General features: G+C 66.2%; 14 protein-coding genes and 1 pseudogene. 7 read left to right on the forward strand and 8 right to left on the reverse strand.

The features are described from left to right. Window positions 1–9: 9 nt before the first annotated feature. The 6 genes from hutI to L0U84_RS13000 form a co-directional block, all read right to left on the reverse strand. Window positions 10–1,239: an imidazolonepropionase gene (gene hutI / locus L0U84_RS12975; protein WP_233850362.1), complete on the reverse strand. Its 1,230-nt coding sequence runs from the start codon at window positions 1,237–1,239 to the stop codon at window positions 10–12. A 77-nt stretch (window positions 1,240–1,316) separates the two neighbouring features. Further along, window positions 1,317–1,946, reverse strand: a complete 630-nt coding sequence (locus L0U84_RS12980) for a HutD/Ves family protein (protein WP_233852016.1) — start codon at window positions 1,944–1,946, stop codon at window positions 1,317–1,319. A 29-nt stretch (window positions 1,947–1,975) separates the two neighbouring features. Then, window positions 1,976–3,664 carry a urocanate hydratase gene (gene hutU / locus L0U84_RS12985; RefSeq protein WP_233850364.1) on the reverse strand — a complete coding sequence of 563 codons (1,689 nt, stop codon included), beginning with the start codon at window positions 3,662–3,664 and terminating at the stop codon, window positions 1,976–1,978. 63 nt (window positions 3,665–3,727) lie between these two features. Continuing rightward, window positions 3,728–4,423 carry a histidine utilization repressor gene (gene hutC, locus L0U84_RS12990; protein ID WP_233850366.1) on the reverse strand — a complete coding sequence of 232 codons (696 nt, stop codon included), beginning with the start codon at window positions 4,421–4,423 and terminating at the stop codon, window positions 3,728–3,730. 25 nt (window positions 4,424–4,448) lie between these two features. Next, window positions 4,449–5,969, reverse strand: coding sequence for a histidine ammonia-lyase (gene hutH, locus L0U84_RS12995; RefSeq protein ID WP_233850367.1), 1,521 nt, complete (start codon window positions 5,967–5,969; stop codon window positions 4,449–4,451). 328 nt (window positions 5,970–6,297) lie between these two features. Next, entirely contained in the window at window positions 6,298–7,221 is a 924-nt protein-coding gene (locus L0U84_RS13000) for a LysR family transcriptional regulator (RefSeq protein WP_233850368.1), read from the reverse strand. Between the two features lie 156 nt (window positions 7,222–7,377). Between L0U84_RS13000 and L0U84_RS13005 the strand changes: the two genes are divergently transcribed. After that, complete coding sequence (locus L0U84_RS13005; protein ID WP_233850369.1) at window positions 7,378–8,292, forward strand: NAD-dependent epimerase/dehydratase family protein; 915 nt, start codon at window positions 7,378–7,380, stop codon at window positions 8,290–8,292. 131 nt (window positions 8,293–8,423) lie between these two features. Next, window positions 8,424–8,606 carry a hypothetical protein gene (locus tag L0U84_RS13010; protein WP_233850370.1) on the forward strand — a complete coding sequence of 61 codons (183 nt, stop codon included), beginning with the start codon at window positions 8,424–8,426 and terminating at the stop codon, window positions 8,604–8,606. A 90-nt stretch (window positions 8,607–8,696) separates the two neighbouring features. Here L0U84_RS13010 and L0U84_RS13015 read toward each other — a convergent pair whose 3' ends face one another. Both L0U84_RS13015 and L0U84_RS13020 read right to left on the reverse strand, forming a co-directional pair. After that, the gene (locus L0U84_RS13015; RefSeq protein ID WP_233850371.1) at window positions 8,697–9,443 is read right to left on the reverse strand and encodes a DUF899 domain-containing protein; all 747 of its coding nucleotides are present in this window, start codon (window positions 9,441–9,443) and stop codon (window positions 8,697–8,699) included. 208 nt (window positions 9,444–9,651) lie between these two features. Beyond that, window positions 9,652–10,977: pseudogene (locus L0U84_RS13020) on the reverse strand (NCS2 family permease); the annotation flags it as partial. A 514-nt stretch (window positions 10,978–11,491) separates the two neighbouring features. On the opposite strand from L0U84_RS13020, the gene L0U84_RS13025 reads away from it, so the two are divergent. The 5 genes from L0U84_RS13025 to L0U84_RS13045 all read left to right on the forward strand — a co-directional run bounded on the left by L0U84_RS13025 (window position 11,492) and on the right by L0U84_RS13045 (window position 15,398). Next, window positions 11,492–12,577 carry a PRC-barrel domain-containing protein gene (locus L0U84_RS13025; protein ID WP_233850373.1) on the forward strand — a complete coding sequence of 362 codons (1,086 nt, stop codon included), beginning with the start codon at window positions 11,492–11,494 and terminating at the stop codon, window positions 12,575–12,577. Beyond that, on the forward strand, window positions 12,574–13,842 hold the full coding sequence (locus L0U84_RS13030; protein ID WP_233850374.1) for an MFS transporter: 1,269 nt from the start codon (window positions 12,574–12,576) through the stop codon (window positions 13,840–13,842). The genes L0U84_RS13025 and L0U84_RS13030 overlap by 4 nt, the downstream gene beginning before the upstream one ends. A gap of 314 nt (window positions 13,843–14,156) precedes the next feature. After that, window positions 14,157–14,531 (forward strand): hypothetical protein, encoded by a 375-nt coding sequence (locus tag L0U84_RS13035; protein ID WP_129956545.1) that lies wholly within the window; start codon window positions 14,157–14,159, stop codon window positions 14,529–14,531. A gap of 4 nt (window positions 14,532–14,535) precedes the next feature. Then, window positions 14,536–14,883: a hypothetical protein gene (locus tag L0U84_RS13040; RefSeq protein WP_233850375.1), complete on the forward strand. Its 348-nt coding sequence runs from the start codon at window positions 14,536–14,538 to the stop codon at window positions 14,881–14,883. A 23-nt stretch (window positions 14,884–14,906) separates the two neighbouring features. Further along, on the forward strand, window positions 14,907–15,398 hold the full coding sequence (locus L0U84_RS13045) for a lytic transglycosylase domain-containing protein (protein ID WP_233850376.1): 492 nt from the start codon (window positions 14,907–14,909) through the stop codon (window positions 15,396–15,398). Window positions 15,399–15,432 lie beyond the last annotated feature (34 nt).

Here is a 15,432-nt window from a genome sequence, read left to right on the forward strand (position 1 = left end):
GGCTCTAGTTCAGATCACGCTCGACTCGCGCCGCGTATAGACGGTTTCGCCCGCGCGCACGACGCGCGCGCACAGCGGCCGGCCAATCCAGTAAGCGAGCTCGGCCAGCGAATCGACCGACCACACCGCGAAGTCGGCCGCGCGCCCCACCTGCAGCGCGCCGTGCCGATCGTTCTTGCCGAGCGCGCGCGCCGCATGCGTGGTGACGCCTTGCAGCACCTCCGGCACGGTCATGCGAAACAGCGTGCTCGCCATGTTCATCATCAGCAGCAACGAAGTCGCCGGCGACGTGCCCGGGTTGCTGTCGGTCGAAATCGCGATCGGTACCTCGTAGCGCCGCAGCAGTTCGAGCGGCGGCAACTGCGTCTCGCGGATGAAGTAATACGCGCCCGGCAGCAGCACTGCAACGGTGCCTGCTTCCTTCATCGCGGCGACGCCGGCCTCGTCGAGAAACTCCAGGTGATCCGCCGACAGCGCGCGATGCCGCGCCGCGAGCGCGGTGCCGCCGCCGTTCGACAACTGCTCGGCGTGCATCTTGACCGGCAGCTTGTAGCGCGCGGCCGCGTTGAACACGCGCTCGCTTTGCTCCAGCGAAAAACCGATGCGCTCGCAGAACACGTCGACCGCATCGACGAGGCCTTCGTCCGCGAGCGCGGGCAGCATCGTATTGCAGACTTCGTCGATATACGCGTCCGCGCGGCCCGCGAATTCGGGCGGCAGCGCGTGCGCGCCGAGAAACGTCGTATAGACCGTGACCGGATAGCGCTCGCCAAGTTGCCGCGCGACGCGCAGCATCTTGCGCTCGCTCGCGAGGTCGAGGCCGTAGCCCGATTTGATTTCGAGCGCGGTCACGCCTTCGGCGAGCAACGGTTCGAGCCGCGCAGCCGCCTGGCGCAACAGCGACGCTTCGTCCGCCGCGCGCGTCGCGCGCACCGTCGACACGATGCCGCCGCCCTGGCGCGCGATTTCTTCGTAGCTGACGCCCGCGAGCCGCTGCGCGAATTCGTCGGCGCGCTGGCCGCCATACACGAGGTGCGTATGACAATCGATCAGGCCCGGCGTCACCCACGCGCCGCGAAGGTCTTCGCGCGGCCATGCGGCGTATTGCGCGGGCAGTTCGCTCGCAGCGCCGAGCCACGCGATGCGGCCGTCTTCGACCGCGATCGCGGCATCGGCGAGCGTGTGGTGAGGATCGCCCTGCGGGCACAAATTCAGGTGATGCCAGACGGTTTGCTTCATCGCGTGCTCATTGCCGCTGGTTGCGTGTCGGTGGAAGGGTTGTCCGTGATGGAGCGCATGCGATCACGGTTGATTCGTCAGCGCGTGTAGCGGATGGTGATCGCGAGCACCGCGCCGTCGCCCGCTAGCGTGCAAGCGAGCGCGTTCGGCCCGTCGATGCGCAACGTGTCGCCGGTGTCGAGCCGCACGGCTTGTGCGTGGTCCGCCGCCAGCGCGACCGTGACCGCGCCGCCCGCGCAAAACAGCAGCGCCACGTCGCCGTCGAGTACGCGCGGCGCATCCGGCTGCGCGCCGGTGAGCCACACGTTCAACTCGCCCTGCGCCACGTCGCGCCTCACCATCAGGTTGAAGTCGCGCGTCGCGCCGTCGACGAGCCGCGTGTCGATGCGCGTCTCGCCGCTAAAGCGCGCGAGCTCGAGCGGCTGCCGCAACGCATGCGTCGCGACCGCGCCCGCGTCGCCCAGTTCGTCGAGCAGCATGCCCGCGCCGGAGAGCAACACGAGCGTCCGGTCGACGCCGTCGAAGCGCGAGAACGGCCCCGCCTGCGCGACATCGGCGACGCTCACGCGCCACACGAAGTCGGCGCTCGCCGCGCCCTGCCCGCCGCTCGGCGGCGGAAACGCGGCTACCTCGCGCGTGACGCCGCCGCCGTTTTTCCACGGCGCCGCCACGAGATCGGCGCCGCGGATCAGCGTGACGCTTGCCATGCTGCCCGCGTCGTTGGCAACGCTCACGATCAGCGGCCCAGCATCGGCAGGTTGAGACCGGCCTCGCGCGCCGTTTGCTGCGCGAGTTCATAGCCCGCATCCGCGTGACGCATCACGCCGGTGGCCGGGTCGTTCAGCAGCACGCGGCCGAGGCGCTTGTGCGCGGCTTCCGTGCCGTCCGCGACGATCACGACGCCCGAGTGCTGCGAGAAGCCCATGCCGACGCCGCCGCCGTGATGCAGCGAGACCCACGACGCCCCGCCTGCCGTATTCAGCAGTGCGTTCAAGAGCGGCCAGTCGCTGACCGCGTCCGAGCCGTCCTTCATCGATTCGGTTTCGCGGTTCGGGCTCGCGACCGAACCCGTGTCGAGGTGATCGCGGCCGATCACGATCGGCGCCTTCAGTTCGCCGTTCTTGACCATTTCGTTGAACGCCTGGCCGAGGCGATAACGATCCTTCACGCCGACCCAGCAGATCCGCGCCGGCAGACCCTGGAACGCGATGCGCTCGCGTGCCATGTCGAGCCAGTTGTGCAGATGCGGATCGTCGGGGATCAGTTCCTTGACCTTCGCATCGGTCTTGTAGATGTCCTCGGGGTCTCCCGACAGCGCGACCCAGCGGAACGGGCCCTTGCCTTCGCAGAACAGCGGCCGGATGTACGCCGGCACGAAGCCCGGGAAGTCGAACGCGTTTTCCACGCCCATTTCGAGCGCCATCTGACGGATGTTGTTGCCGTAGTCGAGCGTGGCCGCGCCGCGTTCCTGCAGCGTCAGCATCGCCTGCACCTGCTTGGCCATCGACTGCTTGGCCGGCGTGACGATGCTTTCCGGCGCGGTCTTCATGCGCTCGCGCCAGTCCTGCACCGTCCAGCCTTGCGGCAGGTAGCCGTGGATCGGGTCGTGCGCGCTGGTCTGGTCGGTCACGCAGTCCGGCGTGATGCCACGCGCGACGCACTCGTTGAACACGTCGGCGGCATTGCCGAGCAGACCGACCGAGATCGGCTTGCCCGCCTTCTTCGCTTCGTCGAGCATCGCGAGCGCTTCATCGAGCGTCTTCGCTTTCTTGTCGACGTAGCGCGTCTTCAGACGGAAGTCGATGCGCGTCTCGTCGCATTCGACCGCGATCATCGAGAAGCCCGCCATCGTCGCCGCGAGCGGCTGCGCGCCGCCCATGCCGCCGAGACCGCCGGTCAGGATCCAGCGGCCCTTCGGGTCGCCGTTGAAGTGCTGGTTCGCGACCGAGAAGAAGGTTTCGTAGGTGCCCTGCACGATGCCCTGGCTGCCGATGTAGATCCAGCTGCCCGCGGTCATCTGGCCGTACATCATCAGGCCCTTGCGGTCGAGTTCGTGAAAGTGTTCCCACGTCGCCCAATGCGGCACGAGGTTCGAGTTCGCGAGCAGCACGCGCGGCGCATCCGCATGCGTGCGGAACACGCCTACCGGCTTGCCCGATTGAATCAGCAGCGTTTCGTCTTCGTTCAGGTCCTTCAGCGACGCGAGGATCTGGTCGAAGCAATCCCAGTTGCGCGCGGCGCGGCCGATGCCGCCATACACGACGAGCGCGTGCGGGTGCTCGGCGACTTCGGGGTCCAGATTATTCTGGATCATCCGGTACGCGGCTTCCGCGATCCAGGTCTTGCAGGTCTTTTCCGCACCGTGCGGTGCGCGGATCGTGCGAGTCGGATCAAGACGCGGATCGATGTGTTTCGGATTGTTCATGGTGTCCCTCGGAATGCGTGAAGATGTTCGATAAAGGTTCGGCGAAGACGAAAAAAGGCGAATTCAGAAATGCCCAGTGAAGCGGTAACGGGTGCCTGGATGCCACAGATTCGCGATCGAGGCGACCTCGCCTTGCGACCACGTGCGCCGGTGCAGCACCAGACACGGCTCGCGTTCACTCATGTTCAACAGCTCGCGCGTCGTGTCGTCGGCGGCGAGCGCCTCGATGCGGTACTCGACGCGCTGCAGCGGCGCGACGCGCACGAGGTACTGGTTCGGCGTAGTGTTCGTGAAGTCCTGCAAGGCGTATTCGGGCGCGACCGCCGGATTGACCCAGCGTTCCTCCAGCTGCACCGGCTCGTCGTTTTCGAAATGCAGCAGGCGCGAATGAAACACGGGGCTGCCCTCGCTCACCTGCATCTCTTCGGCGAGCGCCGCATCGGCGATGCTGGCGCCGACGTTCAGCACCCTCGCCTGATAGCGATGACCGCGCGCGACGATTTCATCGGAGATGCTGCGGATCGCCACCAGCGTCGACTCGTACTTGGGACGGGCGACGAAGGTGCCCGAGCCCTGGACGCGTGTCAGCACCTGCTCCGAGGTCAACTCGCGCAACGCGCGGTTGACCGTCATGCGCGCGACGCTGAACTCGCGCGCAAGCTCGTTTTCAGAGGGCACCTGGTCGCCTTCGGCCCATTCGCCCGCATGAATGCGCGCGAGGATGAAGTCCTTGATGCCCTGATAAGCGGGTGCGTTCATCGGTGTGATCCGCGCTCTCGACGAATTATTGTTCCGACGCGAACGAGAACGGGCTCAGCTTCGCGACAGCGCCGGCCTGCACGAGCTTCGTGACCGCTGCGATATCCGGTGCGAAGTAGTGATCGAGCTCGTAGTGCGGCACGTCCTTGCGCACGAGGTCCATCACCTTCTGCAGGCTCGGGCTGGTCTTGTGCGGTGCGCGCAGATCGACGCCCTGGGCTGCGGCCAGCAGTTCGATCGACAGGATGTTCGCGGTGTTGTCGGCGATATCGCCGAGCTTGCGCGCGGCGAACGTCGCCATCGACACGTGGTCTTCCTGGTTCGCCGACGTGGGCAGCGAATCGACCGAAGCCGGATGGGCGAGCGTCTTGTTCTCCGACGCAAGCGCGGCGGCCGTGACGTGCGCGATCATGAAGCCGGAGTTCACGCCGCCATCCTTGACGAGGAACGGCGGCAGGCCCGACAGCGTCGCGTCGATCAGCAGTGCGATGCGACGCTCGGCGAGCGCGCCGATTTCCGACACGGCGAGTGCGAGGTTGTCCGCCGCGAACGCGACCGGCTCGGCGTGGAAGTTGCCGCCCGACAGCACTTCGCCGGTGTCCGGGAAAATCAGCGGATTGTCGGAGACCGCGTTCGCTTCGAGCAGCAGCGTTTGTGCGGCCTGACGCATCTGGTCGAGACACGCGCCCATCACCTGCGGCTGGCAGCGCAGGCTGTACGGGTCCTGGACCTTGTCGCAATCGGCGTGCGACACATTGATCGCCGAGCCTTGCAGCAGCGAGCGATAAGACGCCGCCGCGTCGATCTGGCCTTGATGGCCGCGCAGTTCGTGGATGCGCGCATCGAACGGCTTGACCGAGCCCATCGCCGCGTCGACCGACAGCGCGCCGGCGACGAGCGCCGTGCGGAACAGGTCTTCGATCGCGAACATGTTGTACAGCGCGAGCGCGGTCGAGGCTTGCGTGCCGTTCAGCAGCGCCAGACCTTCCTTCGCCTGCAGCGTCATGGGCTTCAGACCGACGAGCGCGAGGCCTTCGGTGGCCGGCATGCGCTCGCCCTTCGCGAACACTTCGCCGACGCCAAGCAGAGTCGCCGACATATGCGCGAGCGGCGCGAGGTCGCCCGAAGCGCCGACCGAGCCCTTGACCGGGATCACCGGCAGTACGTCGGCGTTGAACAGCGTGATCATCGCTTCCATCACTTCGCGGCGGATGCCCGAGTGACCGCGGCCGAGGCTCGACAGCTTCAGCGCCATCAGCAGACGCACGACCGGACGCGACATCGGCTCGCCGACGCCGACCGCGTGCGACAGCACCAGATTGCGTTGCAGCAGTTCGAGCTGATCGCGCGGAATGTGCGTGCTGGCGAGGCGGCCGAAGCCGGTGTTGATGCCATAAGCCGGCTCGCCCTTGGCGGTGATGTCGGCGACGGCCTGCGCGCACGCGTCGATAGCGGCGTGGCTCGCGGGATCGAGTTGCAAGGTGACCTGCTCACGCGCGATCTGGCGCAGTTGCGGGAGGGTCAGGTAGCCGGGCTTCAGAATCATGGTTGTCTTCCTGTCTATACAAGTTCAAATAAGTCTAGCCGGCGCGCCTTGTATATACAACTTATTTTTCGAGATTTCGTGCCTGGGGATTTCCATTATTCGGCACGTGGCTCGGCGACAGATCGGCGGGCGTGGCGGCGGATCGCAGGCGGCGACTGCAGGGCGCAGGAGTCGGCCTAGCTGCCGTGGTTTCGCCCACAGTTGTATATACACCTTCGTGGCGCGGGCCGCCATCTGGCCAGAATTGGCGCGCCATGGATGGCGGGAAGCCGGACACGCGAGCCCGTCCGATCTCTGAGTTATAGGAGAGAAGGCTTTGCGGCGCGGCTCAGAGCTTGACCCGCGTGGCGATGAAATCCAGAAAGCACTGCACGCGCCCCGCGAGCGATGCGCTCTGGTAGTACACCGCATGCACCGGCTGCCGTTCGTCGACGAGCAGGTTGCCGAGAATCGGCACGAGGCGCTTTTCGCGTACGTCGGCGGCGGTCATGAAGTCGGCCAGACAGGCGATGCCCCAGCCGGACAGCGCCAGTTGCCGCAAGGTTTCGCCGCTCGACGCGGTGATCGACGGCTCGATTTTCAGCAAAGCGGCTTCGTCCCGCTGTCCGTTGGCGCGCTTCATTGCCCTGCCCCCTTCTCTGAGTGGCCAGCGATTCAGATGCTCCGGCGCCGTAAAACCGATCAGCCGATGCGCGCGCAACGCGTCGAGCGTGGTCGGCTCGCCGTGCTCGGCCAGATACGCCGGACTCGCGAGTACGCGCAGCCTGCTTTCGCCGAGCGCACGCGCATGCAGCGTCGAATCCTGCAGCGCGCCGATGCGAATCGCGATGTCGACTTTCTGTTCGAGCAGGTCGACGATCCGCTCGTTGCTGGTCAGTTCGAGCCGGATCTCCGGATACAGCGCCGAAAACGCGGTCATATGCGGAGCCACGCAATGCAGCATGAACGGCGACGCCGCGTCGACGCGCAAGCGTCCCGACGGCCGTTCGCGGCCGCGCGCGACCGATTCCTCGGCCTCTTCGAGCGCGTCGAGAATCGCGCGGGCGCGCCGCAGGAACGCGTCCCCCTCTTCGGTCAGATGCAGACGCCGCGTCGTGCGCCGCACCAGCGCGGTGTCGAGCTTCTGCTCCAGACGCGTGAGCGCGCGGCTCACGCCGGACACGGTCTGCCCCAGCTTCTCGGCCGCCGCCGTGATCGAGCCGCTGTCGATCACGGTGACGAACACCAGCAATTCGTCGGTGGAGGTTTTCATTGTTGACTTCAAATCAAGATTGATTTGAGACTAACACGCTTTTTGCGAGAATCCGCGCGAGCGATACTGCGTGCCTGTCGATCGGTGTTGGAGCAAAGCTGCTACTCCGATCCCACGCAAGAAATTGCGGTTCAGCATTTCCCTCAGGAGAACGTCTTGAAGATTTTCATTACCGGTGCAAGCGGTTTTATCGGCGGCTCGGTCGCGGCGCATCTGGCGCGCGCCGGCCATCAGGTCCGCGGGCTGATCCGCAAGCCCGAACACAGCGCCGAGTTGCAGCGGCTCGGCATCGAGCCGGTTCCCGGCACGCTCGACGATCGCGCGTTGCTGATCGCCGAGGCGCAAGCGGCCGACGCAGTGATCAACGCCGCGAGCAGCGATCACGAAGGCGCGGTGCGCGCGCTGATCGACGGGCTCGCGGGTTCGGGCAAGGTGTTCCTGCACACGAGCGGGTCGAGCATCGTCGGCGATGCGTCGGGCGGCGAAGCGGGTGAAGCGCGCATCTATCACGAAGACGCGCTGCCCACCCCGACCGCCGACAAGGCCGCGCGCGTCGCGATCGATCAACTGGTGCTCGACGCCGCGCAACGCGGCGTGCGCTCGGCCGTGCTGTGCAACACGCTGATCTACGGTCACGGCGCGGTGGCCGGCAGCGCGAGCGTGCAGTTGCCGCGGCTGGTACGCCAGGCGCAGAAAAGTGGCGTGGTGCGTCATGTGGGCAGCGGCGGCAACATCTGGTCGAACGTGCATATCGACGACGTCGCCGAGCTGTATCGGCTCGCGCTCGATAAAACCCCTGCCGGCACGTTCTATTTCGTCGAAAGCGGCGAAGCGTCGTTTCGCGACATGAGCGCCGCGATCGCGCGCGCGATGAAACTCGGCACGCCGCAGGACTGGCCGCTCGAAGAAGCGAAACAGGAATGGGGCTACGAAATGGCCTCATACGGTCTCGGCTCGAACAGCCGCGTGCGCGGCGAACGCGCGCGCAAGTTGCTTGGCTGGCAACCGCGGCGCACGTCGGTGATCGAATGGATCGAACGCGACATGATGGTGCCGCAAAGCACCGTTTGACGCGGCTTTGCGCGCCGCGCGCCGTAAGCTGTGTAAGGGCGGCCGTTGCGAATCCGTAAGCTCTGTTCGATAAAATGACATCGACCCGACGGTGCGATTCGCACCGTCGCACATGAGCCTGGATTCGACCGATGACCCTCGCGCTGAACTTCTACTGGCTGACGAACTTCCTCGCGATTCTGTTCGTCATCGCATGTCTGTACGACACGCGCTACGACGAATATGGCGTATTGACGCTCTCCGCCGCGGCGATGAGTCTGATCGTGATGGCGATCGAGGTGTTTCTCAAGCCCGCCTTCGAGATGGCGCTATAGCGCGCTCGCGCGGCGCTCATGCCGCAAGGCGGCGGCGCCTGCCGGTGCGGCGCGCGCCCCTCGCTCTCTTCAACTACCCGCGTCACCACTTCACACCGTGTACGATCCGCACGCCGGGCAGGCGCCGCGCGCATGGTCGTCATAGCGGTCGTGATGCCTGACCCAGTCGGTCAGATTGCTCTGCTCGTTGCGGCCTTTCGGCGCGATATCCAGCAGCGCGTAGGTGTTCACGAAGCGCTCGTCGCCGCGCCCGTAGCACGAGTACGTGTGGTACACGTCGCCGTTTTCGTCCTTATAGAACACGCTGTGGCCATGCTGTTCGTCGATACCGACGTCCTGCTCGGTGAAGTTGTAGAACGCCTTTTTGCTCGCCAGCTGTTCGGGTGTGAACGACACGTGGTAGTCGAAATTGAAATCGCTGCCGCTCGACGACACCCACGGGAAGGTCCATCCCATGCGCCGTTTGAACGCGTCGATCTTCTCGATCGGCGCGTGTGACACGGTCACATAGCTGACGTCGTGATGGACCAGGTGCGTGAGAATGCCGGTCATATGATCCGACAGGAACGAGCAGCCGACGCACCCCTCCTCCCAGTCCGGGCCCAGCATGAAGTGATAGACGATCAGCTGGCTGCGGCCGTCGAACAGCTCCGCGAGCGTCTTGCGGCCTTCCGGCGTATCGAACGTATAAGGCTTGTCGACCTTGACCCACGGCAATTCGCGACGCTTGCGCGCGAGTTCGTCGCCGGCGCGCATATGCGCTTTTTCGTCGGCGAGCAGCGCGCGGCTCGCGGCGAGCCACTCTTCCCGGCTGCCGATGTGATGTTGCGGTTCCATCTGCGTCTCCTTTCCTGCCGATGCAGGACTTGACCATAAGGTTATGGTTTAGAAACGCTGGCGCGAAAGTCAAGGACAGGTGGGCGCTTTCGTGAAACGTGCCGAGCGCGCGCAAAGCGCGTGGCCAAAAAAAGATACGCGGCACACCGCGGATCGAACCGCGACGCGCCGCGTCAAGGTGGAGACCAACGACTACCTGCAACGAAACTCAGATCGCCCAGCCGCCTACATAAAAACCGACCAGCACCACCGCGATCGCCACGGTGCCCACATTGAGCTTGCGATACTCGCCGCTGACCACGCGACCGATCACGAGCGTCGCGAAGCCGAGCATGATGCCGGTCACGATGTTCGCGGTCAGCACGATGAACACCGCGCACACGAGCCCCGCCATCGAGTCGACCATGTCGTCCATATGCAGCTTGCTGACGTTTGACAGCATCAGCAGCCCCACGTACATCAGCGCGGGTGCGGTCGCATACGAAGGCACCAGCGCGGCGAGCGGCGAGAAGAACATCACGACGAGAAACAGCAGACCGACGACCGCCGCCGCCATCCCGGTCTTCGCGCCCGCGGCAACGCCGACCGTCGACTCGATATAGGCAGCCGCCGGCGCGCCGCCGAGCAGGCCCGAGAAGATCGAGCTCAGCGAATCGGCGGTAAGCGCGCGGCCGCCGTTGATGATGCGACCGTTCTCGTCCAGTTGCCCCGCCTGGCCGGCGACCGCGCGGATCGTGCCGGTCGCGTCGAACACGGCGGTCATCACGAGAGCCAGCACGCTCGGCAGCACCGCCATCGAGAGCGCGCCCTTCACGTCCATCGCGCCGATCAGCGACGCATGACCCGGCGCGCTCAACGACGGCACCGCGAACACGCCGTGATACGCGACGGCCGGATCGATCGCGAGGCCGATCGCCGAGATCGCGACGATCACGATCAGGATCGAGCCCGGCACGCGCCGCCGCACGAGCCCGAAGATCGCCGCGAGGCCCGCGACCGACATTAGCGCCGGCAATGCCGTGATATTGCCGAGCGACACCGGCAAGCCCGCGCCCGGATTCTTGACGACGAGGCCGACGTCGTTGGCGGCGATCAGCAGCAGGAACAGGCCGATGCCGATTCCGGTGCCGTGCGCGATGCCGGTCGGCAGATTGCGCAGGATCCACGAACGCACGCCGGTCACCGAAATCGTGGTGAACACGACGCCCATCAGGAACACCGCGCCGAGCGCGACGGTCGGATGCAGGCCCTTGCCGAGCACGAGGCCGAACGCGGTGAACGCGGTCAGCGAGATCGCGCAGCCGATCGCGATCGGCAGACGCGCCCACACGCCCATCAGCAGCGAGCCGAACGCGGTGGTCAGACACACGGCGACGAACACCGCGCTGGTATCGAAGCCCGCCTTGCCGAACATGCCCGGCACGACGAACACGGAATAGACCATCGCGAGGAAGGTCGTGATGCCCGCGACGATCTCCTGGCGCTGGGTGCTGCCGCGCGCGGAAATGTCGAAGTAGCGGTCGAGAAAGCCCTTACCGGGTAGTGACTCGGTGTCGAAGGATTCGCTCGCGACGTCGGAATTCGCGAGGGCCTGGGGTTCCATCATGATGAGTACCTCCTTTATCAGCGTACTGAAACGGCCGCTAGAGCGGCCGTCATCAGGGTTCGTCTCGTGGATTTGTTGGTGTGGGTAACGCTTTTCTGAGTCGAAATGTAGGTGAAGAGAACTATGTGTCCAATCGCATGAATGGCATGCCGGACATGTCGCGCGACTTATAACTTTTGCGCGACGGCCGCTCGCGTGAGCGCTGCGCGCGTTTACACCTACGGCATTCGAGCGGCCGCAAGACGTGCCGAACTCACTTCGGCGACGGCATTCCGGGCACGCGGCGTGCAGCGCAATCCCGCCAGAGCATCGGCGAAACCGCCTTCCACGAAGCCCGCGAAAGCCTGTCCGCGCGGCCGCGCGGGTTAAACTCTGGGCCGTACCCCATCTAACAGCGGCGGCTCAACGCGTCCGTCCGCACCTGCTCGTGGAGTTTTTCCTGATGACTGGCGGTTTTCCGCGCCCCGCCCGGCGCCTGCCGATTGTCCCGTTTGGACCGCTTGGACCGCTTGGATCGCTTCGCCCACTCGATTCGCCTGATTCGCCTGATTCGCTCGATGTGCTTCGACTGTTGCGCTGGCTGTGCACCGTGGCCGCGCTGTTCGCGCTCGCCGCGCTGTCCGGTTGCAGCAGCCTGCTGTGGGGTACGCAGCAGGCGCCGATCGTCGACGCGACGGTGATGCCGGTCGAGCCGGCGAGCGCGCCGGTCGCCGCGTCCGCGCCCGAGCCGGTCGAGACCGAGGCGAACGCGGGGCCCGAGGAGCCGAAGAAACCGAAGAAGCCGGTCGTGAAGCCGCACAAGGTCGAGCCGCCGCCGCCCGTCGTCGCGCCGGCTCCGCCGCCTCCCCCGCCGCCGCCGCCGCTGATCGTGCTGCGCACGATCGAGCGCAGCGACGCGCACACGCTGCTCGACAGCCAGGTGCAGAAGCCCGACGGCAAGGTGGTCGGCCGCGCGATCGACATGACCGCCGACGCGGCCGGCAAGCCGCGCGAGATGATCGTCAATCTGCAGGGCTTCCTCGGCGTCGGCGACCGCAAGGTGAACTTCCCGTGGGGCGCGTTCCATTTCACGCCGTCCGCGAAGGGCGCGCCGATCACACTGAACGCGGCGGCCGTGCCGGCCGGCGCGAACAAATCGAACGCGCTGGAACTGGCGCTGCTCGATGCGACCGTCGAGCGCGCGAACGGCGCCAAGGTGGGCCGCGTGGTCGACGTGCTGATCGACGGCAACGCGCAGCCGCAGGCGGTCGTGCTCGACGTCAGCGGCATGGTCAGCACCGACCGGCGCACGATCGCCGCGAACTGGTCGGCGCTGCGCTTCGTCACGCGCGACAAGGAACTGCATCCGCAGATCGATCTGAGCGACGCGCAGATCAACGCGACGCCGCCCTACGCGAGCGACAAGCCGATCCGCGCGGTGTCGCCGGCGCCGCCGCCCGCTCCCGCGGCGAGCGCCGCGCCTGCCGCCTCGGCGCCGCAGACGGCGTCGACGGCCGTCGCGGTCTCCAACGCACGGGCGGTCCGATGACGGTCCGCACTATGGTCACGGCGCGAAGTCTGCGCGCGCTCGATTGGCTCAACTTCTTCGTCGCCAACGTGCAGACGGGCTTCGGACCGTTCATCGCGTCGTATCTCGCATCGCACAAGTGGACCCAGGGCGAGATCGGCATGGTGCTGTCGGTCGGCACGATCAGCGCGATGGTCAGCCAGGTGCCCGGCGGCGCCGCGGTCGACGCGCTGCGCAACAAGAAGGGCGCGGCCGCGTGGGCGATCGGCGCGATCATCCTGAGCGCGATGCTGCTCGCGGTCAGCCCGACCGTGTTGCCGGTGATCGCCGCCGAGGTGTTCCACGGCTTCGCGAGCTGCATGCTGACGCCGGCGCTGGCGGCGATTTCGTTTGCGCTGGTGGGTCGCGCGAATCTCGGCGACCGGCTCGGGCGCAATGCGCGCTGGGCGTCGATCGGCAGCGCGGTCGCGGCCGGTCTGATGGGACTGTTCGGCGAGTATTACTCGCCGCGCGCGGTGTTCTTTCTGACCGCGGGCCTTGCGGTTCCCGCGCTGATCGCGCTCGCGATGATCCAGCGCACCGACACGATCGAGCTGCCGCAAGCGGCGCCCACCCCCGAGCAGCTCGAGCGGCGCGAAAGCCTGCGCGCGTTGCTGCGCGACAAGCGCATGCTGCTGTTCGCCGCGTGCATCGTGCTGTTCCATCTGTCGAACGCGGCGATGCTGAACCTGGCCGCCGGCGAAGTGACGGCCGGCATGGGCGACAACGTGCAGCTCGTGATCGCGGCGTGCATCATCGTGCCGCAGGCGATCGTCGCGATGATGTCGCCGTGGGTCGGGCGCTCGGCCGAACGCTGGGGGCGCCGGCCGATCCTGCTGCTCGGCTTCTCCGCGCTGCCGATTCGCGCGCTGCTGTTCGCGGGCATCAGCAGCCCTTACCTGCTCGTGCCGGTGCAGATGCTCGACGGCCTGAGCGCCGCCGTGTTCGGCGTGATGCTGCCGCTGATCGCCGCCGACGTCGCCGGCGACAAGGGCCGCTACAACCTGTGTATCGGCCTGTTCGGACTCGCGGCCGGCATCGGCGCGACGCTGAGCACGACGGCGGCCGGCTTCATCGCAGATCGTTTCGGCAACATGGTCAGCTTCTTCTGCCTCGCGGCGGCCGGTGCGCTCGCGGTGCTGCTGGTGTGGGCGGCGATGCCCGAGACGCGTGACGCGGCGACGGCCAGCAACGGCGATGGCAATGGCGCGACGGTGCCCGGTCGGGGCAAGTCGGCGGCGAGGTGAGTCGCGTGAGCTGGATGAGTCGGGGCGTGATCTGACAGTCAGAGTCGGATCACGTCGCAAGCGGCTTGACCGTTCCAGAGGCTGAACGGTCAAGCTCGCCGCTTGCCGTCTTAAGAGCCTTCATGACTGTGGCTTGCCCCGACAGCACAAGAAGTTCTTTGCTCGAAGGCGGCGGTGCGCGCAGCGACTTTCCGGGAAGCGGCGCCGCGAGAGCGAACTCTTTTCTTTTTCGCAAACGTTTGCCGTCAGGTATCAAGTCTCAGCTTCCGCAGCCGAAAACCCGTACATCGCCCCGAAACTTTGGAGACTCCGACGTGACGCGCGTTGTGCTTTTACTTGCCGTAATGTTGATAACAGGCTGCGCACAACTGCCGCAGCCCACTACGGCTCAAGCCGAGAAACCTGCGGTGTCGAACGTGATCATGAAGTTCGACATTCCCGCCGATGCACTCGGCGCGCGCGATCCGCAACTGAGTACGGTGCTCGCCAAGGCGGGCGCGCTCGCCGCCGCGCAAAAGCAGCCCACCGTGATCCGCGTGACCGCGCTGGGCCAGGACTTCAAGTACATCAACCAGGCGATCTGGCGGGGCGTGCCGCAGCAGGGGCTCAAACCCACGCTCGAAAATCTGACGACCGGCGCGAACCAGACGTACAGCGTCTCGATCCAGCCGCTACATGCGGGGAGCTGACACGATGCGCCTGATTGCTTTCGCCGCGGCATCGCTATGCTTAAGTTCGGCCGCATGGGCGACCCAGCCCGCCGCCGGCGCGCCTGCCACCGCGGCCGCCGCTGCCGCCACGGCGACCACGGCCTCTGCGGACAAGGTCTACCCGCCGCTGCCTACGCTCGCCATGCTGCCGCCCTCCACCGGCGACGACGACGACCTTCCCGCGCCGCGCTCGACGTCGCGCAACAAGAAGAAGACGCGTCAGCACGATTGCCACTGCGCGATGCCGACACCGCGCTTCGTCGTCTCCGATGAGTCGCGCACCTATCTGAAGGACATCGAGCGCCAGCTCGATTCCGCGCTGGCACAGTAAAGCAGGACCCGGAGCCCTGACCCATGCACGAGTACAAGACCGACGCCTTCCGCTTTTTGCGGTCGTGGACGATATGCGCCTGGACGGCGCTGCTGGCGCTCGGCAGTTCGGCCGCGCAAGCCGCCCCGTCCGCCGACGATTGCTTCGACAAGGCCGGCGCTTATCAGGGCGTCAATCCGCTCGTGCTGCGCGCGGTGGCATGGCATGAATCGAAAGGCGACGCGAGCGCCATCAACCGCAACGCCAACGGTTCGATCGACGTGGGACAGTTGCAGATCAATTCGATCCACTTTCCGGAACTCAAGAGCCAGGGCATTCCGCACCGCGCGTTGACGGACCCGTGCGTGAATATTTTTGTGGCCGCCTGGCTGCTCAAGCAGAAGATGGTGCGATACGGCAATACGTGGCGGGCGATTGGCGCGTATCACTCGGAGTCGCCGCACGAGCGCGATGCTTACGCGCATAGCATCCAGACGATTCTTGTGAGTTGGGGGTTGTTGCAGCCGGAGCGGTGAGGGTCGGGCGTGGGACCGGCGAGGTCGTTGCCGG

Origin of the sequence: Paraburkholderia sp. HD33-4, from assembly GCF_021390635.1 — a bacterium.
GTDB lineage: Bacteria > Pseudomonadota > Gammaproteobacteria > Burkholderiales > Burkholderiaceae > Paraburkholderia.

Excerpts from the sequence above, each read along its gene's own strand:
- hutI (WP_233850362.1), bottom strand. The coding sequence starts at position 1,239 with ATGAAGCAAACCGTCTGGCATCACCTGAATTTGTGCCCGCAGGGCGAT.
- L0U84_RS12980 (WP_233852016.1), bottom strand. The coding sequence starts at position 1,946 with ATGGCAAGCGTCACGCTGATCCGCGGCGCCGATCTCGTGGCGGCGCCG.
- hutU (WP_233850364.1), bottom strand. The coding sequence starts at position 3,664 with ATGAACAATCCGAAACACATCGATCCGCGTCTTGATCCGACTCGCACG.
- hutC (WP_233850366.1), bottom strand. The coding sequence starts at position 4,423 with ATGAACGCACCCGCTTATCAGGGCATCAAGGACTTCATCCTCGCGCGC.
- hutH (WP_233850367.1), bottom strand. The coding sequence starts at position 5,969 with ATGATTCTGAAGCCCGGCTACCTGACCCTCCCGCAACTGCGCCAGATC.
- L0U84_RS13000 (WP_233850368.1), bottom strand. The coding sequence starts at position 7,221 with ATGAAAACCTCCACCGACGAATTGCTGGTGTTCGTCACCGTGATCGAC.
- L0U84_RS13010 (WP_233850370.1), top strand. The coding sequence starts at position 8,424 with ATGACCCTCGCGCTGAACTTCTACTGGCTGACGAACTTCCTCGCGATT.
- L0U84_RS13015 (WP_233850371.1), bottom strand. The coding sequence starts at position 9,443 with ATGGAACCGCAACATCACATCGGCAGCCGGGAAGAGTGGCTCGCCGCG.
- L0U84_RS13025 (WP_233850373.1), top strand. The coding sequence starts at position 11,492 with ATGACTGGCGGTTTTCCGCGCCCCGCCCGGCGCCTGCCGATTGTCCCG.
- L0U84_RS13030 (WP_233850374.1), top strand. The coding sequence starts at position 12,574 with ATGACGGTCCGCACTATGGTCACGGCGCGAAGTCTGCGCGCGCTCGAT.
- L0U84_RS13040 (WP_233850375.1), top strand. The coding sequence starts at position 14,536 with ATGCGCCTGATTGCTTTCGCCGCGGCATCGCTATGCTTAAGTTCGGCC.
- L0U84_RS13045 (WP_233850376.1), top strand. The coding sequence starts at position 14,907 with ATGCACGAGTACAAGACCGACGCCTTCCGCTTTTTGCGGTCGTGGACG.